We start from the raw sequence: 17,505 nt of genomic DNA, 5'->3' as shown, positions 1-17,505 counted from the left end.
GTCACCTAACCAATACCCGAAACACTTCACTGTAAATCGTTAATTTAACAACATTCTTATTGACAAGCCGTAGAAAAAGAGGCCCAATTCGAAAATGAATTGAACCTCTCAAATTCCCCTCATCAACACCCGTTGACAAAGAGCCAAAATAAAAAGGCCCCGCCAAAGGCGAGACCTTTTTTAAACCAGTCAGAATTAATCTTAACGGTTGTAATATTCAACGATAAGAGATTCGTCAAGTTCTGCATCTAATTCTTCACGTTGAGGGAAGCGGGTAAGGGAACCTTCCAGCTTGTCAGCGTCGAATTCGACGTATTGTGGACGGCCAACAACGGCTTCAACAGCGCCCTTGATGACAGTCATGTCCTTAGACTTGTCACGAACGGAGATGATTTGGCCAACTTCGACTTCGTATGAAGGGATGTCAACGCGCTTACCATCAACGGTGATGTGACCATGGTTAACCAATTGACGAGCTTGACGACGAGTCGTAGCCAAACCTAAACGGTAAACCATGTTGTCCAGACGACGTTCGAGCAAGATTAAGAAGTTCGTACCATGGGTACCTTCAGAGATCTTGCCGGCACGCTTGAACAAGTTGTAGAATTGACGTTCAGTCATGCCGTAAGTGAACCGGAGCTTTTGCTTTTCGCGCAATTGCGTACCGTATTCAGAAAGCTTCTTTTGACGTCCTTGACCATGATCACCAGGTGCGTAAGGACGACGGTTTAATTCTTTACCAGTGCCGGAAAGGGATACCCCTAAACGACGAGAAAGGCGCCAGCTTGGGCCAGTGTAACGAGACATAGATAGTTCCTCCAATAAAATATTATTTGGAGTAAAATAAGCTGTATATAAGTTTAGTATTCGTGCAGGTTGCTTTGCAGGTTTCACCGTATGCAGCCGCAGGTTACTTCCTGAACCAATGTAACGGCAACAATCTGTTGACGAGCTTACCACTTATCGCTGCATTATTTTACACAACGAGCAGTATAACCTGAAGGACTATGCTTTGTCAACGTGTTTCAACAGAACCCGGGCGAATTCTTCCAAAACGGCCTGATCTGCCGCGCTGAACCGGTCGATGCTCGGGGAGTCGATGTCCATGACCCCCAGCTTCGTGCCATCAGCCAACGTTAAGGGAACGACGACCTCGGCGTTGCTGGCGGAGTCACAGGCAATGTGGCCGGCAAATTTGTGGACATCGGCAACCCGTTGGACCTCCTGGGTTGCTAGTGCGGTGCCACACACGCCGTGGTTATTCTCAATGTGGACGCAGGCGACGTTGCCCTGGAAGGGGCCAAGGATCAAGTCATCCGTGGCCGCCTGATACAGGTAAAAGCCGGCCCAGTTCACGTCCGTCAAGGTTTGCTTGAGGAGCGCAGCGGCATTTGATAGGTTGGCGACGAGGTTCGTTTCCTCATATAACAAAGCGTCAAGTTGTTCGGTGATTAATGGATTAATTGCATCACTCATAGAAAGGCCTCCAAAGTTTAATGATTAAAATGTTCGAATATAGGGAAAACGTTAAGGGAATCGTGAAAACGTAGTGAAGCCTAGGCGTGACTTATGCTATAATCGAAATTAGATTAAATTGTAAAATGAACCGAGTTATTTTGCAACTCGTTAAATGATGAAATGCTGATGAAGGATGGGGTCAATTATGGTAGGTGTGTTGATTGGGATCGTGATACTTGCGATTGTCGTCTACGTGGGTGTGCTGGTTTACCAGCAGCGTATTCGCAAACAAGTTGTTGCGTTAACCACAAAAAAGGCGTCGATGGTGGCAATTCCCTTGGCGGATGAACTGAAGCTGGTTGGGCAATTAAGCCTGACGGGCCAGTCTTTGGAGCAGTTCCAGCAACTACAAGCGGATTATCAGGACATCACTGAGAACCGTTTCAAGCGCATTGACCAGGAATTGACCCAATTACTGAAGGATTCACGCGGGGTGAACCTGGTACAACTGCGTCAGCGGCTGACCAAGATTACGTTGCTGGTTAACCAGACTGATGAGTTGGTGCAAGACGTTCAGGCCAAGCTGGCCAGTTTACAGGAAGTTGATAAGCAACACCGTGAAGCCGTGCGGGACCTGGAAAAGAAGTACCAGGATCTGCGAAAAACGCTATTGGCTAAAAACTTTGCGTTTGGCCCCAGCATTGATGGCTTAGAGGAACGCTTAGGCCAACTTGAGGGCAACTTTGATACGTTTACCCGGTTGACCCAAGAAGGGGACCACGAGCGGGCTGCGGACGTGTTAACGCAACTCCAAGAGGATACGACCAACTTGGAAGACCTGATTGCGGCTATTCCGCCGGTGTACAAGGATCTGACCGTGGTTTATCCCGATCAAGTGAAAGAATTAAAGGGCGGCTACCAACAACTGAGTAGCGAACAATATCGCTTCGGGGATCAAGATATTCCCGGCTTGATTCACGATGCTGAGGAACACATCAAAGATAATTTAAATACATTAAATGATTTGCGGCCCGAGGATGCCAAGGTGGTTAACGACCGTATCGCCAAGCAAATCGACCAAATTTACGACCTGATGCAAACGGAAATGGACGCTAAGGACCCGGTTGAAACGAATCTGGACCGCGTCGCCAAGTTCATTGCCCACGCGCAAAACCAGAGTCACTCCCTGTTAAACGAGTTGGATCGGTTGAGTCAGAACTATACGCTGGACCATCAGGAGCTGGAAACGGCCCGTGAGTTGAACGAACAGTTACGCGGCATCGATGGCATTTACCAGCAAGACGTTCAGGCATTGACCGGTAAGACGGCCACGTTCTCCCAGGTGCTGGACCACCAGAATCAACAGGAGAAGGAACTCAAGCAGATCGAAGAACAACAGGCAGACATTTTGAAGAGTGTGGCCGGGTTGGCCGACGAAGAGCGGCAGGCCCGCGACACCTTACAACAGTTTGACTTCAACCTACATAGTTTGCGGCGGCAGGTCGAGAATTTAAATCTGCCTGGCATTCCACAAGCCTACTTGGATTATTTCTTTGTGGTGCGGGATGAAGTAGCCCAACTGGCGACCGATATGGATCAGCCCCAGATTGACATGGAGCGGATCACCAAGCAGCTATTGATCATCCAAACGGACCTGGACACACTCCAGGAAAAGACGGATGACCTGATCGATAGCTCGCAACTGGCCGAGCAGCTGTTGCAGTATGCTAATCGTTACCAGACCAGTCATGACAACGTGGCCGCGGCTAGCCAAAAGGCCGAGAACTTATTTGAAAAGAAGTTCGAATACGCCCAGGCGCTGGAAACAATTGCCACGGTGTTGAACGAAGTTGAACCCGGGTCTTACAAGCGTTTAGAAGACGCCTACTATGACCGTAAGGGAACGGCCAAGCCCAAGCGGCGGCTCGAAGAAAACAATTAAATTCAGGGAAGCCTCACTCGGACCCCATCCGGTGAGGCTTCTTTTTTCGGTCAAAGTGAAACCCCTTTCAATGAAATGGCCAGGGGGCAAAGGCTTGTGGTTCGCTGGATTTGTGTTTATAATGAGAAAGAATTTCTATCGGAGTCGAACCAATAGAAGAAGATAAGAGGGTTCAGCATGATTTATTTTGATAACAGTGCAACCACCAAGGCAGCGCCCGAAGTGGTTGATACTTACGCGAAGGTCAGCCAGAATTACTGGGGGAATCCATCAAGTTTGCACAAATTTGGTGAACAGGCATTTAACCTGTTAGAACAATCCCGCCAGCAAATCGCTGACCTGGTTGGTGCCAAGCTGAGTGAAATTCTCTTCACCAGTGGGGGTACCGAAGGCGACAACTGGGCCATTAAGGGTACTGCGATGGCTAAGAAGGAATTTGGGAACCACTTGATCACCACCGAAGTGGAACATCCAGCCGTGCACAATTCCATGGAACAATTGAAGCAGGAAGGGTTTGAAGTCACTTACCTGCCCGTTGATGAAAATGGCCGGGTGTCCGCTGCGGACTTACGGGCCGCTATCAAGCCCACCACGATTTTGGTGTCCACGATGGCCGTCAACAATGAAATTGGGGCCATCCAACCACTCGACGAAATTGCCGATGTGTTACGGGACTTCCCACGGATTCACTGGCATATTGATGCGGTTCAGGGAATCGGTAAGGGCTTGGCCGACAAGATCTTTAACGACCGGGTCGACTTTGTGACGTTCTCTGGTCATAAGTTCCATGCGCCTCGCGGTATTGGCTTCATGTACAAACGCCAAGGCCGGACCATTACGCCATTGATGGCCGGTGGGGGTCAGGAACGGAATCTGCGTTCCGGGACCGAAAACCTGCCAGCCATTGCTGCCATGGCCAAGGCCTTACGGCTGTTACTGGCTGACGAATCCGCTAAGGTCAAGCGCCAACGTGAGATTCGGTTGGCTATCTTACACCACGTCGAGAGCTTCTCGAACGTGACGATTTTCTCTAAGGATTTACCCGTCTTCGCACCCCACATTCTGTGCTTTGCGATTGCCGGTGTCCGGGGTGAAACCATCGTGCACGCCTTTGAGGAACACGACATCTACATTTCCACGACCAGTGCTTGCTCTTCTAAGAAGCACGTCGAGTCCAGCACGCTGCAGGCCATGAAGGTCGACGATGGCATTGCCACCAGCGCCGTGCGGATTTCATTGGACGAACACAACACCATGGCGGAAGCCGAAAAATTTAACCAAGTCTTTGATGAACTGTACACGCAGTTTGCCAAGTTAAGCTAAATCACGAAAGGGGTCGCGCAATGGAATACAGCGAAATTATGGTCCGTTACGGCGAGCTGTCAACGAAAGGGAAGAACAAGAAAGACTTTATCAAACAGCTGGGGCAAAACGTCCGCAAGGCGCTCAGCACGTTTGACAGTCTGGAAATTCGGGCCCAACACGACCGCTTGCACGTTACCTTAAATGGGGCGGATTCAGAAGCCGTTATGAACCGGCTGAAGGGGGTTTTCGGAATCGAAAACTTCTCGCCTTCGGTCAAGGTTGATAAAGACATTGAAGAAATTAAAGCCACGGCCATTAAGATGGTCAAGGAAGTCTTCAAGCCAGGCATGACCTTTAAGATCAACACCCGGCGGCAAGACAAAGAATTTGAATACGATACCTACCAAATGAATGGAATTCTGGGGGATGCTGTGCTTGAAGGCGTTCCTGGACTGACCGTGCAAATGAAGCATCCCGACCTGGAATTACGGGTCGAAGTGCGGATGAACGGGGTCTTCCTGTCCGGCGAAACGATTCATGGTGCCGGCGGGTTGCCCGTTGGGACCGGTGGTAAGGCCGTGATGATGCTTTCTGGTGGAATCGACTCACCCGTTGCGTCCTATTACGCCCTCCGTCGTGGGGTCAAGATTGATATGGTGCACTTCTTCAGTCCGCCATACACCTCCGAACAGGCTTTGGCCAAGGCCAAGGAGCTGACGGCGCGGTTGGCCGGTTACTCTGGGGGCATTCAATTCATCCAGGTACCGTTCACCAAGATCCAAGAGACCATCAAGGAAAAGGTGCCCGAGGGTTACCTGATGACGGTCCAACGTCGGCTGATGTTACGGTTGACGGCAGCGATTGCGGAGAAGCGACACGCCAAGGGAATCTTTAACGGGGAATCTCTGGGCCAAGTGGCTTCGCAAACGTTGGAAAGTATGGCGGCCATCAATGATGTGACGTCCATGCCAATCTTGCGGCCACTGCTGTCCATGGACAAGACGGAAATCATCAAGGTTGCCGAAGATATCGACACCTATGACCTGTCTATCCTGCCATACGAAGACTGCTGTACCATCTTCACGCCACCAGCACCCAAGACGCATCCCGACTTGGAAAAGTCACGGAAGTACGAAGGGTACATTGACGTGGAAGGTTTGATGCAGGAAGCACTCGACGGGATTACCGTAACGGAAATCCGGCCAGGGGACAACTACCTGAACCAAAACGAAGATGTCTTCGCGGAATTACTTTAATCAGAATTTGAGAAGGGCTGTGCCGGCTGGCATGGCTCTTTTTTATTGTAAATATCCAAGCGCTCTGAGCCTAGGCTTAGGGCGTTTTAGATTGAAATTAAGACAGAACGCAACAGTGTTAGTGACACACTTAAATATAATTAACTTTATATTATATTCATAGGCAAAATTACTTTGAGATAAGCCGTTAGCATGGTAAGCTGAACGAGTAATCTAAAAAGAATTTTGGGGGAGTCGACGGTGAACCACCAGAAGGCAAAATGGCTCATTAATCTAACACTATCTTTAATTTTACTGGTAGCCATTTTCATGGTGAAGGGAAATTACAACCTGTTCTGGGTAATCGTCTTACTGGTCTACGTGGTTCAGTGGGGACTGTTCAAGTGGCTCAGTAAGCATTAGCGTATCACGGCTAACCATGAATTTTCTGCCCTTGCCACAGCAGCGATATCCCCGGTTAGGTCTAGGTTAGAATTCAATTTTGTCTTTTTCGTGATTTTAACTCAAATCGCTTGTCAGGACCCCCTATGTTGCGTGATAATTGAACCAATCAATCGGCATTAGGCCGATAAACAACTTGAAGGGGTTGATCTGCGTGGAAGTCACACGACTCGGCGATACATTCTCACTGTCCGGCACCTTGCCAGCAGTCGGGGATCAGTTACCAAAGTTTAAGGTATTCGATCAAGACAATAACAAAGTTAAGACGGCTAATTTAGTTGGGAAAGTTACTTTGATCAGCGTTGTGCCTGACCTGGATACACCGGTATGCACGATTCAGACGCGGAAGTTTACCCAGCAAGCGGATCACTATCCAGATGCCCGGTTTGCCACGATTTCAAATAACTCAATCGCGGAACAGACCGGCTGGTGTGCCGCTCAGGGCGTTGAGAACGTTGATTTGTTGTCTGACGAAGAATTGTCGTTTGGCTACGAAATGGGTCTGTACGTTCCGAACCTAGGGAACCTGGCACGGTCCATCTGGATCATCGACGACGCCGGCAAGATTGTTTACCGTCAAATCGTCAAGGAACAAACGGAAGAGCCAGATTACCTGGCTGCCATCGATGCGCTGGAGAAATTAGTCTCACGTGTTGACCTTTAGGTTAAAATTGCGTAGAATATGTGAAAGTAGCGTTGAACAAGTCAGTAGCGTTAGAACATTCTTGCAGAGAGCCGGAATTGCTGGAAACCGGTGGATGACGAAACGTGAACGTAGCTTGCGAGCTGCCGGGCTGAACCAATAGTAAGCCCGGACCGGAGCACTCTCCGTTAACAAAGAAGTTAAGTGGGGCATAAACGCCCAATTTAGGTGGTACCGCGAAGAATCTTCGTCCTAATTTTTTAGGACGGAGATTTTTTTGTCCCGTCAAACGTTAACTTCGCTAGAAAGAAAGGAATTGATTTAAATGGCTGACAAGCAAATTGATATGCCAACCAAGTATGATCCAACCGCCGTTGAAGCGGGTCGGTACCAAACTTGGCTTGATGAAGATGTTTTCAAACCCAGTGGTGACAAGAAAGCCACGCCTTATTCGATTGTTTTACCGCCACCAAATGTTACCGGGAAGCTGCATTTAGGCCATGCCTGGGACACGACTTTACAAGACATGATTATTCGGCAAAAGCGGATGCAGGGCTTTGATACGCTCTGGATTCCAGGGATGGACCATGCCGGTATCGCCACGCAAGCCAAGGTGGAAGCCCGCTTACGTGAACAAGGCATTACCCGTTACGACTTAGGTCGGGAAAAATTTGTCGACAAGGTTTGGGAATGGAAGGACGAATACGCCGCAACCATCCACAAACAGTGGGCCAAGATGGGGCTGTCCATGGACTACTCCCGTGAACGGTTTACCTTGGATGATGGCTTATCTGACGCCGTTAAGAAGGTCTTCGTTACCCTGTACAAGAAGGGCCTGATCTACCGGGGCGAATACATCATCAACTGGGACCCACAAGCCCGGACCGCGTTATCTGATATCGAAGTTATTCACCAGGACGACAAGGGTGCATTCTACCACGTGAAATACCCATTTGCCGACCCAGACTACACGTTCAACGGCAAGCATTACATTGAAATTGCCACGACTCGTCCTGAAACCATGATGGGTGATACCGCCGTTGCCGTTAACCCCGACGATGACCGGTACAAGGACCTGGTGGGCAAGAAGGTTATCTTGCCATTAGCTAACCGTGAAATTCCAATCATCGCTGACCAATACGTTGATATCAACTTTGGGACTGGGATGGTTAAGATTACGCCAGCTCATGATCCAAATGACTTCTTAGTGGGTAACCGTCACAACCTCGAACGGATCAACACCATGAACGAAGATGCTTCGATGAACGACCGCGCCGGCAAGTATGCTGGGATGGACCGTTTCGACGCTCGTAAGGCCATGGTTGCGGACTTAGACGACCAAGGGTTAATGATCAAAATTGACCCAATCGTCCATTCCGTTGGGCATTCTGAACGGACCGGGGTTCAAGTCGAAGCCCGGCTGTCTACCCAATGGTTCGTGAAGATGAAGCCACTTGCCGAAGCCGCCATCAAGAACCAAGAGGGCGACAACGCGGTTGATTTCGTGCCAGAACGGTTCGAACACACCTTCACTCAATGGATGGAAAACGTCCACGACTGGGTTATCTCCCGTCAACTCTGGTGGGGTCACCGGATTCCGGCCTGGTACAACAAGAAGACTGGTGAAGTCTACGTTGATGAAAAAGCGCCTAAGGATATTGAAAACTGGGAACAAGACCCTGACGTCTTAGATACCTGGTTCTCCAGTGCCCTGTGGCCATTCTCCACGATGGGGTGGCCAAACGAAGACAGCGCTGATTACAAGCGTTACTTCCCAACCGATACGTTGGTGACTGGTTACGACATCATCTTCTTCTGGGTTTCCCGGATGATCTTCCAAAGTCTTGAATTTACCGGTAAGAAGCCGTTCAAACACGTGCTCTTACACGGGTTGATTCGGGATGAAGAGGGTCGCAAGATGAGTAAGTCCCTGGGTAACGGAATCGATCCAATGGACGTCATCGACAAGTACGGTGCCGATGCGCTGCGGTGGTTCTTATCTACCGGTTCAACGGCCGGCCAAGATGTCCGGTTCAGTTACGACAAGATGGACGCGGCCTGGAACTTTATCAACAAGATTTGGAACGCCAGCCGATTTGTCATCATGAACTTGGGCGAGAACACCAAGCCCGTTGTGCCAGCCGATGACAAGTGGGACCTGACCGACAAGTGGATCTTAAGCCGCTTGAACGACACGGTTAAGCACGTCACGGAAATGTTCGACAAGTTTGAATTCGGTGAAGCTGGGCGTTCGCTCTACAACTTCATCTGGAACGACTTCTGTGACTGGTATATTGAAATGAGTAAGGAAGTCCTGACCGGCGACGATGACGCTGCCAAGGCCAACAAGCAGGACATGTTGGCTTACGTCTTAGACCAAACCTTACGTCTGCTGCAACCAATCATGCCATTCGTGACGGAAGCCATCTGGCAAGCCATGCCACATGACGGCCAATCCCTGGTCACGGCGGCTTACCCAGTCGACCACCCAGAATTTGACAACGACACGGCGGAAAACGACATGACGAGCCTAATCGATTTGATCAAGGCTGTCCGGAATATCCGAGCCGAAGCCAATGCGCCAATGTCCACGCCAATCGACTTGCAGATCAAGACCAGCGATACCAAATTACAAAGTGTCTTTGAAAACAACCGCGACTACATTGACCGGTTCGTTCACCCAAAGGACTTTGAAATGGGCGCCGACGTGATCGCACCAAAACTGGCCATGACCTCCGTGATCTCTGGTGCCGAAGTCTCTGTGCCACTGGCCGAATTGGTCGACCTGAACGACGAAGCTAAGCGCTTGGACAAAGAAGTTGCCAAGTACACGGCCGAAGTTGACCGGGCAACCAAGAAGTTGGGCAACGAACGTTTCGTGGCTAACGCGCCAGAAGACGTGGTTAACGCTGAGCGAGAAAAGCAAGCGGATAACGAGAAGAAGTTAGCCGCCACCAAGCAACGCCTCGCCGACATCAAGGCCCAAATCTAGATTGGTCTTTGCTGGTCGCCTTACCGGTCCGCAGAAATGGGCCGGAACGCTGGGGGCAGGACGTCTTAAGCCAAAGAGCGGTCTTAAGACTCGCTTTGAGCCTCCAAAAACGAGTCTCAAAGTCGCCATTTTCTAAGGAAACCACTTAGAAAATCCCCCGGCTGAGCCCATTTCTGCGGACCTCACGGCTGGCACTGGCATAGCCCACCTAGGTTGTTCCTGGCGTTGACTGACTGTTCTGCATATTTCTGTATTCAGAACGGTTCTTAAATCACTGAAATTTCCGGTATCAACGACTCTTCGTGAGTAGTTGGTACCGGTTTTTGTTTTCTGTGAAATTGATTAAGTACGGTGAACTAACTTACTGTGTTGTCTGGTGAGGGGGTTAGGTGTTTTGCAGACGAACCAGCGGGGATGCTGATTAAACAGAAAATTTTATATTGTGAGTAATGAAAGTTTGGCGTGTATTTGTGATATAAGAAGTGAATTTTTAAAGTTGAAAGAGGCGAAAAATAGTGAATGGGTAAATGACTGTGTAAGCCGTGAGGGTGGCAAAAATGGACTCAGCCGTGGGAATTCTCTTAACGGCGTAGTCGTTTAGAGAATTGGTGTCTTTGAGACTCGAACTTGGAGGCTCAAAGCAAGTCCGAAGACCGCTCTTTGGCTTCGGGCGTCCGCCCACAGCGTCACGGTCCATTTTTGCCACCCGGTAAGGCGAAAACTCAGACAATTTACCGTTCACACCCGGGGAAAATCTGCTACACTGGGAGGCAATGACTACTCGGGAGGTTTTTAACTTGATTGAAACGTACGCCGAAGCACTACAATTTATTCACGGTCGCGACCGTTTTAAAAAGAAGCCCACGTTGGACCGGATGCGTGAGTTCATGGCGTTACTGGGGAACCCTCAGGACCAGTTGACCATGATTCACGTGGCCGGCACCAATGGTAAGGGCTCCACCGTGGCCTTTTTGCGGGACCTGTTCATGGCGGAGGGCAACACGGTCGGGACCTTTACCTCGCCATTCATCACGCGCTTCAATGAGCGCATCAGTGTCGACGGCGAGCCCATTAGCGATGCTGACCTGTTGGCCGACGTCCAGCGCATCGAACCGGTGGTGGCACAATTGGACGCGGAGCTGGGGGCCGAGGGACCCACTGAATTTGAAATCGATACGGCTTTGATGTTCAGCTACTTCGCCAGTCATCCGGTGGACATCGTTGTGGTTGAGGTCGGTCTGGGTGGCTTGTACGACTCGACCAACATTATCACGCCAGTCGTTTCGGTGATCACCACGATTGGCATGGATCACATGAAGATTTTGGGCGATACGATTCCTAAGATTGCGGCGCAAAAGGCGGGCATCATTAAGCCCAATGTTCCCGTGGTCGTGGGCCGTTTGACACCGGACGCCTTAGCGGTCATGGACGACACGGCCGCGGCTAATCACACGCAGGTCTGCGCACTGGACCGAGATTACAAGGTGAAGAATCAACCAGAGGACGAGTGGGGTGAACGCTTTGCCTATGCCTGGGGTGACCGGCGCTGGCGGCATTTACAAATCGATTTGTTAGGCCCATATCAAATTGACAATGCGGCGACGGCTTTGACGGCCTTCATCACGTATCATTTGGTCAAGAAGCAGCGGGTCAATATCACTGAAATTCGGCAGGGACTGGCCCACACAGCTTGGCCCGGTCGGTTCGAACGATTGAACACCGAACCCCTGATTGCGATTGATGGCGCCCACAATGAGCCGGCCATGGTCGAAATGACCCAGCTGCTGCGGCAACACTTTAAGCAGCATGACGTTTACATTATCCTGGCGGTCTTGGCCGACAAGCAGTACGACCAGATGGTCCAGACACTTCTCAAGGTCCGTAACGTCCATATCGTTGTGACCCAATTCCAAGGACCAGGGAAGCGGGCTGCGGCGACACCTCAGGCCTTAGAGGATGCGGGGACCTCCAAGCGCGTGACCATGGCACCAGATTGGCCGACCGCGTTGAAGACGGTGTTGGGCACCATTTCAGCCGATGACTTGGTCTTATTAACGGGATCGTTATACTTTATTTCTGAAGTTCGGCAATATTTTAAAGGAACCGACGAATAATTCGCCTTCTTTTACGGAGTTAACCCGTAGAGGGGTGAAACGCATGCAACGACCAAAATTATCGACGCGTAATGAACGTCAGTTACTGAACCAAGTGTTAAAGAGTCTCGGGTTACCGGCCGCCACGGAATGTGACCGGTTCTTTCGCTATTTTCATAGCACTGCGGATGTCCGCTACGCCAGTCACCGCCAGTGTCGGGCCTACGTGGGGGACCGTCCCCGGCGACGGAGTCTGTTAACGGCCATTGAGCTGGGACGGTGGGTCCAGCGGGCCCCACGGCCCATTTTGGGGGAGGTCCTGGCCAGCAGTCAGTTGGGCCAGGCCCTGATGGACGACCTGCGTTATTTGCCACAGGAACAACTGGAAGTCCTGGCTTTGGATGCCAAACACCAGATTATTGCCCGTCAAACGGTCTTTCAGGGGACGCTAGACAGCTGTCCGGCCCATCCCCGGGAAATCTTCCGGGTGGCAATCCTCAATGGCGCCGCGGCCATCGTGGTGGCCCATAACCATCCCAGTGGCCTGCCGGAACCCTCGCACAACGATTTGGCCTTCATGATGCGCTTGGCCGAATGTGGCCAGCTCATGGGGATTCCACTGCTGGATGGCTTTGTGATTGGTGTGCACAGCTATTTTAGTCTGCGAGAAACGGGGCATTTACCACTTGAGACGGCGGCAATCTCCGGATAAGTGGTTGCCAGGAAAAACCGGCAAAGTGGCTCCAACCATTAAAAACTGTTTAAAATCACTTTTAACTATTTCTTTCTCGTTAAAAGTTCGGTATTCTTGACATTGACGACGTGTTCTCACGCTGATAGGTATGTTATAATACGTCTATCAATGTATAAAAATAAAAATCAATTAAAGTTTTGTTGACAATGAAGGGATGAAACACAGTGTTCGGATTAGGAACGAAAAATATTGGGATCGATCTTGGTACCGCCAATACAATTGTCTACGTTGACGGTAAGGGTATCGTTCTACGCGAACCTTCCGTTGTCGCCAAGAACACAAAGTCTGGGGAAATTGTGTCCGTTGGTGAAGACGCACGCGCAATGATTGGTCGGACGCCGGCTAGTATTGTTGCCATTCGGCCCATGAAAGACGGCGTGATTGCCGACTACGATACAACTGTTGCCATGATGAAATACTTCATCGAAAAGACGGTTGGTAAGTCTAGTGGTAAGCCATATGTCATGGTTTGTGTGCCAAGTGGTGTGACTGAAGTTGAAAAGCGGGCAGTGATCGACGCAACCCGGGTTGCCGGTGCGCGCGATGCCTACGTGATCGAAGAACCATTTGCTGCTGCCATTGGTGCCGGTTTGCCCGTTATGGACCCAACCGGTAGCATGGTCGTTGACATGGGTGGTGGGACCACTGACGTTGCCACCATTTCCTTAGGTGGAATCGTGTCCAGCCGCTCAATCCGGGTTGCCGGTGACAAGTTGGACGATGCTATTGCGACTTACGTTCGGAGTAACTTCAACCTGTTGATCGGTGAACGGACGGCTGAAAAGCTGAAGATGGACATTGGTTCCGCTTCCGTAGATGAAGCCAGCAAGATCGACGGTGCCACGATTCGGGGCCGTGATTTAGTCACTGGTTTGCCTAAAGCTGTGGAAGTTTCCGCTGTTGATGTGGCCAAAGCCATCCAAGAACCCGTTCAAGACGTCATTACGGCTATCAAGGAAACCTTGGAAGAAACGTCACCAGAAATCGCTGCCGATGTGATTGATCACGGTATCGTGTTAACTGGTGGGGGTGCCTTACTGAAGAACCTTTCTGAAGTCATCGCGGACGCAACCAAGGTGCCGGTTTCCATTGCAAACGACCCATTAGATTGTGTGGCCGCTGGTACTGGTGAATCATTAAAGAGTATCGATGTCATGAAGAAAAAATAGGGACTAGCGGGAAGGCAGCTTCCCGCTTCTTTATTGTGACGGTACGGGCCAAATAAACCCGACCCACAAGATGGAGGTCAAACATGCAGAAATTTTCTCTCAATCGGCGACTCGTCATTATCATTGTCTGCGTGATTGTTAGCTTTGCTTTGATGACGGTGTCCGTGGCAGTTCGTAACAAGAAAGCAACGCCACCCCTAGTTCAACAGTTTGGTAACGACATTGTCGGCTTGGTCGACCGCGTCGTTGCGATTCCAACGAACGGGTTGAGCGGCTCCGTGAGCTCCATTTCCGAGCTACTGAATACGTATCAAGAAAACCAACAGTTAAAAAAGCAGGTCAGTGAACTCGCCCAAACCAAGGTGCGTGATCAGACTTTGGCTAAAGAAAATAAGCAACTGAAAAAAGAAATTAGTTTAAACAGTTCATTAACGGACTACACGGCCGTGACGGCTTCCGTCATTACCCGGACGCCTTCGTCATGGCAGAACCAAGTCGTGATCAACAAGGGGGCTTCGGCTGGTGTCACGAAGAACATGCCCGTGATGTCCGGTTCCGGCTTAATCGGTCGGGTCGCCGAGGTCAACAAGACCAACTCGAAAGTTGAACTGATTACGGACAACAATGACACGGCTAACCGGTTCGCTGTGCAGATTAGCACGAAGTCCGGCAAGACGGTCAACGGTGTCCTGAGCGGCTACAATGCCAACACCGGTCAGGTAACCATGAACAACATCACCACCAAAGCCAAGATCACTAAGGGCGACAAGGTCGTCACGAGTGGTCTGGGTGGCGTGACGCCTAAGGGCTTGTATGTTGGGACGGTTGCGAAGGCCAGTGGGGATGACTACGGTCTGTCTACCAAGCTGTACATTACGCCAGCAACGGACTTAAGCGACCTGAACATCGTGACCGTTGCCGTAACCAAGCAGTAAGGGGGAACCAATCGTGTATCGCTTATCGAAATTACGTTTTGGCTTTCCTGTCTTCCTGTTCTTGGCTTTATTTCTAGACGGGGCAGTGAGCCAAGTCTTTAGTGTTCAAATGTTTCGTTACCCAACGACCATGATCAGCCATTTAGTGGTGCTCTGGTTAGTTTGCGGGGTCATCTTTGAAGCCGATGGGGCTTTTGATATGCCACTCGCACGTTGGGCAGCGGTCGCCGGCGCAGTCTTCGATCTGTACTATACGGGGATTTTTGGGGTTTACGTCTTCATCTTCCCGTTAGTGATCTATGTGACCCGGCAGTTGGTGGCGTGGATCAGTCCTAACTTTTTAAGTGGGTTACTGATTTATTTCATCGATATTGCTGTGGTTGAAGGATTGGGGTACTTGGCGAGTCGCGCCGTTCACCTCAATGATGCCGCTGGGAGCGCGTTTCTAGTGAACACGCTGGGACCAACATTGGCTTTTAATCTAGCCATGTTTGTCATTTTATATTTCCCCATTCGTTGGGTGTATAATTGGTTAAAATAGGTGAAGGGAACGAACGCTATGCAGGCTGCCGTACTACGCGGAACGCAAAACGGCTATGATTTGGTCCTCAAGCAATCAGCGAGTCTGGACCAAATCTTGGTTGACTTAAAAACATTGTTAGAAAATCTCAAGGTGGATCCTCAAGCTTTGGAAAGTTCCAAGGTTTCTTTGGACGTCCTGACTGAGGACCGGATTTTGACGGCGGATGAGAAGAGTCGCATCGAACAGATGGTGGCCCAGTATCCGCGCTTTGAAATCCACAAGATTGCTGCGAACGTCATGACGATTGCCGATGCAATCCAATTGCGTGAGCGGGAGAACGTTCACCTGTTAAGTAAAGTGATTCGTAACGGGCAGGAGGTCGCCATGAAAGGGGACGTCCTGTTCTTGGGGACGATTCACGAGGGTGGTAAGCTCCGGACAACGGGCAACATCTTTTCCATGGGGGATGTCGCTGGAATTCTTCAGGCGGGGTATCCCGATGACGAATCTAAGCTGATTATGGGAAATCTTCAGACCGCGCAACAGGTCCGGATTGCTGAGCAGTTTGATATTGTTGAGTCAGATGAATTGACCGACTCACGGCAAACGATTGCCTACGTCAATGACCTTCACGTCTTGTCGTACGGAAAGCTCGGGCAATTGAAGAAGATTAATCCGAAGTTGTATAACCAGATTGGAGGAATTTAGAAATGGGAAAAGCAATTGTGATCACCTCCGGTAAGGGTGGCGTTGGGAAAACCACGACCAGTGCCAACATCGGGACCGCGTTAGCCTTAATGGGCAAGCGGGTCTGCCTGATGGACTTGGACATTGGGCTGCGGAACCTAGACGTTGTGTTAGGCCTCGATAACCGTATCATCTACGATATCGTGGATGTAGCTGAGGGCCGCGCCAAATTACCACAAGCGTTGGTTAAGGATAAGCGGTTTGATGACAAGCTCTACTTGTTACCAGCTGCCCAAAATACAGATAAAACGGCCTTACAGCCAGAACAAGTCAAGGAAATCGTTGACGAGTTAAAGCCCGAATACGATTACGTCTTGATCGATTGCCCAGCCGGTATCGAACAAGGCTTTATCAACGCCGTTTCCGGTGCTGATGCCGCAATCGTGGTGACGACGCCAGAAATTTCTGCCGTTCGGGATGCCGATCGGGTCGTTGGTCTTCTGGAACAACACCCCCTGACTGAAGCTCCACGGCTGTTGATCAACCGGATTCGCCGGAACATGATGCAGGACGGTTCCATGATGGATATCGATGAGATCACCCATCACCTCGGCATCGAATTGCTCGGTATTATCTTCGATGATGATGCTGTTATCACGACCTCCAATCAAGGGGAACCCGTGGTTATGCAAACGGACAATCCCGCTGGTCAGGGTTACCGCAACGTTGCTCGGCGTTTAGAGGGCGAAACGGTGCCATTGATGAAGATTGAGGAACAAGAGGATACGGGCTTCTGGCACAAAGTCAGCAGCTGGTTCCACCGCGGTTAGGCACCTCTGCTGCGCCTTACCGGCTTACACAGTGGTGTCTAGCCACGGGTAGAACGGTAGTGTGATGTGTGATTACTGTCACTGAATATTTGTCGGGCCAGTTATACAAAATTTATTTGGGTCGATGAAACTGATCAATTGAAAATAAGTTTTGTGACAACTAGTCTTGACAGCGCCGTGAAAAAAACGTAGTATACTGTCAATGAATGAAAAACGTTGAACGGAAGAGTAGAACGGTTAAGGTTCTTCAGAAAGCCCCGATGATGGAAACGGGCGGACTTAACGATTCGAACCACATCTGTGAGTTGACTTTCTGAAATGAGTAAGAAGGTCCGGGGTAGCCCGTTATCGCTGGAGTTGCTAGCAACTCGCTGAGGTTTTCGTAGTGATACGGAAACAAACAGAGGTGGAACCACGATGTGATCGTCCTCTTAGGTCTTAGGACCTAGGAGGGCGTTTTTTATTTCCCGCCAAATC

The 17,505-nt window shown here is 50.2% G+C and carries 14 protein-coding genes and 2 other annotated features; of the genes, 12 read left to right on the top strand and 2 right to left on the bottom strand.

Translation table 11 applies throughout. The annotated features are described in order from the left end of the window. Positions 1 to 201: 201 nt before the first annotated feature. Together rpsD and msrC are read right to left on the bottom strand one after the other, a co-directional pair. Positions 202 to 807, bottom strand: a complete 606-nt coding sequence (gene rpsD / locus JUF13_RS08975; protein ID WP_125766020.1) for a 30S ribosomal protein S4 — start codon at positions 805 to 807, stop codon at positions 202 to 204. Between the two features lie 198 nt (positions 808 to 1,005). After that, positions 1,006 to 1,476 (bottom strand): free L-methionine (R)-S-oxide reductase MsrC, encoded by a 471-nt coding sequence (gene msrC / locus JUF13_RS08970; RefSeq protein WP_125766019.1) that lies wholly within the window; start codon positions 1,474 to 1,476, stop codon positions 1,006 to 1,008. A 187-nt stretch (positions 1,477 to 1,663) separates the two neighbouring features. Between msrC and ezrA the strand changes: the two genes are divergently transcribed. The 12 genes from ezrA to minD all read left to right on the top strand — a co-directional run bounded on the left by ezrA (position 1,664) and on the right by minD (position 17,028). Next, positions 1,664 to 3,400, top strand: a complete 1,737-nt coding sequence (ezrA, locus tag JUF13_RS08965) for a septation ring formation regulator EzrA (RefSeq protein ID WP_203639297.1) — start codon at positions 1,664 to 1,666, stop codon at positions 3,398 to 3,400. A gap of 177 nt (positions 3,401 to 3,577) precedes the next feature. After that, positions 3,578 to 4,723 (top strand): cysteine desulfurase family protein, encoded by a 1,146-nt coding sequence (locus JUF13_RS08960; RefSeq protein WP_203639295.1) that lies wholly within the window; start codon positions 3,578 to 3,580, stop codon positions 4,721 to 4,723. A 20-nt stretch (positions 4,724 to 4,743) separates the two neighbouring features. Continuing rightward, the gene (gene thiI / locus JUF13_RS08955) at positions 4,744 to 5,961 is read left to right on the top strand and encodes a tRNA uracil 4-sulfurtransferase ThiI (protein WP_203639293.1); all 1,218 of its coding nucleotides are present in this window, start codon (positions 4,744 to 4,746) and stop codon (positions 5,959 to 5,961) included. Positions 5,962 to 6,556: 595 nt separating this feature from the next. Continuing rightward, positions 6,557 to 7,066, top strand: a complete 510-nt coding sequence (gene tpx, locus JUF13_RS08950) for a thiol peroxidase (RefSeq protein ID WP_203639291.1) — start codon at positions 6,557 to 6,559, stop codon at positions 7,064 to 7,066. 23 nt (positions 7,067 to 7,089) lie between these two features. Further along, positions 7,090 to 7,303, top strand: a binding site (T-box leader). 67 nt (positions 7,304 to 7,370) lie between these two features. Further along, the gene (locus JUF13_RS08945; protein ID WP_203639289.1) at positions 7,371 to 10,037 is read left to right on the top strand and encodes a valine--tRNA ligase; all 2,667 of its coding nucleotides are present in this window, start codon (positions 7,371 to 7,373) and stop codon (positions 10,035 to 10,037) included. A 797-nt stretch (positions 10,038 to 10,834) separates the two neighbouring features. Further along, complete coding sequence (locus tag JUF13_RS08940) at positions 10,835 to 12,151, top strand: bifunctional folylpolyglutamate synthase/dihydrofolate synthase (protein ID WP_203639282.1); 1,317 nt, start codon at positions 10,835 to 10,837, stop codon at positions 12,149 to 12,151. Between the two features lie 43 nt (positions 12,152 to 12,194). Continuing rightward, the gene (locus tag JUF13_RS08935; protein ID WP_203639280.1) at positions 12,195 to 12,842 is read left to right on the top strand and encodes a JAB domain-containing protein; all 648 of its coding nucleotides are present in this window, start codon (positions 12,195 to 12,197) and stop codon (positions 12,840 to 12,842) included. Positions 12,843 to 13,048: 206 nt separating this feature from the next. Then, a complete protein-coding gene (locus JUF13_RS08930; RefSeq protein WP_125765728.1) occupies positions 13,049 to 14,053 on the top strand; it encodes a rod shape-determining protein in 1,005 nt (334 codons plus the stop codon). Positions 14,054 to 14,136: 83 nt separating this feature from the next. Further along, a complete protein-coding gene (gene mreC, locus JUF13_RS08925) occupies positions 14,137 to 14,988 on the top strand; it encodes a rod shape-determining protein MreC (RefSeq protein WP_203639278.1) in 852 nt (283 codons plus the stop codon). A gap of 13 nt (positions 14,989 to 15,001) precedes the next feature. Then, on the top strand, positions 15,002 to 15,529 hold the full coding sequence (mreD, locus tag JUF13_RS08920; protein WP_203639276.1) for a rod shape-determining protein MreD: 528 nt from the start codon (positions 15,002 to 15,004) through the stop codon (positions 15,527 to 15,529). 18 nt (positions 15,530 to 15,547) lie between these two features. Beyond that, positions 15,548 to 16,219, top strand: coding sequence for a septum site-determining protein MinC (locus JUF13_RS08915; RefSeq protein WP_125765781.1), 672 nt, complete (start codon positions 15,548 to 15,550; stop codon positions 16,217 to 16,219). Between the two features lie 2 nt (positions 16,220 to 16,221). Continuing rightward, a complete protein-coding gene (minD, locus tag JUF13_RS08910) occupies positions 16,222 to 17,028 on the top strand; it encodes a septum site-determining protein MinD (protein WP_125765731.1) in 807 nt (268 codons plus the stop codon). Between the two features lie 207 nt (positions 17,029 to 17,235). Further along, positions 17,236 to 17,462, top strand: a binding site (T-box leader). The last annotated feature ends 43 nt before the right edge of the window (positions 17,463 to 17,505 follow it).

The sequence above is a fragment of the Levilactobacillus wangkuiensis genome (assembly GCF_016861605.1).
GTDB classification, from domain to species: domain Bacteria; phylum Bacillota; class Bacilli; order Lactobacillales; family Lactobacillaceae; genus Levilactobacillus; species Levilactobacillus wangkuiensis.
Note: the sequence above shows the minus strand (reverse complement) of the source record. Positions and strands in the feature narration are given on the sequence as shown.

What these genes read in the sequence shown, in the direction of transcription:
- rpsD (WP_125766020.1), bottom strand. Translation starts at nt 807, where the DNA reads ATGTCTCGTTACACTGGCCCAAGCTGGCGCCTTTCTCGTCGTTTAGGG.
- msrC (WP_125766019.1), bottom strand. Translation starts at nt 1,476, where the DNA reads ATGAGTGATGCAATTAATCCATTAATCACCGAACAACTTGACGCTTTG.
- ezrA (WP_203639297.1), top strand. Translation starts at nt 1,664, where the DNA reads ATGGTAGGTGTGTTGATTGGGATCGTGATACTTGCGATTGTCGTCTAC.
- JUF13_RS08960 (WP_203639295.1), top strand. Translation starts at nt 3,578, where the DNA reads ATGATTTATTTTGATAACAGTGCAACCACCAAGGCAGCGCCCGAAGTG.
- thiI (WP_203639293.1), top strand. Translation starts at nt 4,744, where the DNA reads ATGGAATACAGCGAAATTATGGTCCGTTACGGCGAGCTGTCAACGAAA.
- JUF13_RS08945 (WP_203639289.1), top strand. Translation starts at nt 7,371, where the DNA reads ATGGCTGACAAGCAAATTGATATGCCAACCAAGTATGATCCAACCGCC.
- JUF13_RS08935 (WP_203639280.1), top strand. Translation starts at nt 12,195, where the DNA reads ATGCAACGACCAAAATTATCGACGCGTAATGAACGTCAGTTACTGAAC.
- mreC (WP_203639278.1), top strand. Translation starts at nt 14,137, where the DNA reads ATGCAGAAATTTTCTCTCAATCGGCGACTCGTCATTATCATTGTCTGC.
- JUF13_RS08915 (WP_125765781.1), top strand. Translation starts at nt 15,548, where the DNA reads ATGCAGGCTGCCGTACTACGCGGAACGCAAAACGGCTATGATTTGGTC.
- minD (WP_125765731.1), top strand. Translation starts at nt 16,222, where the DNA reads ATGGGAAAAGCAATTGTGATCACCTCCGGTAAGGGTGGCGTTGGGAAA.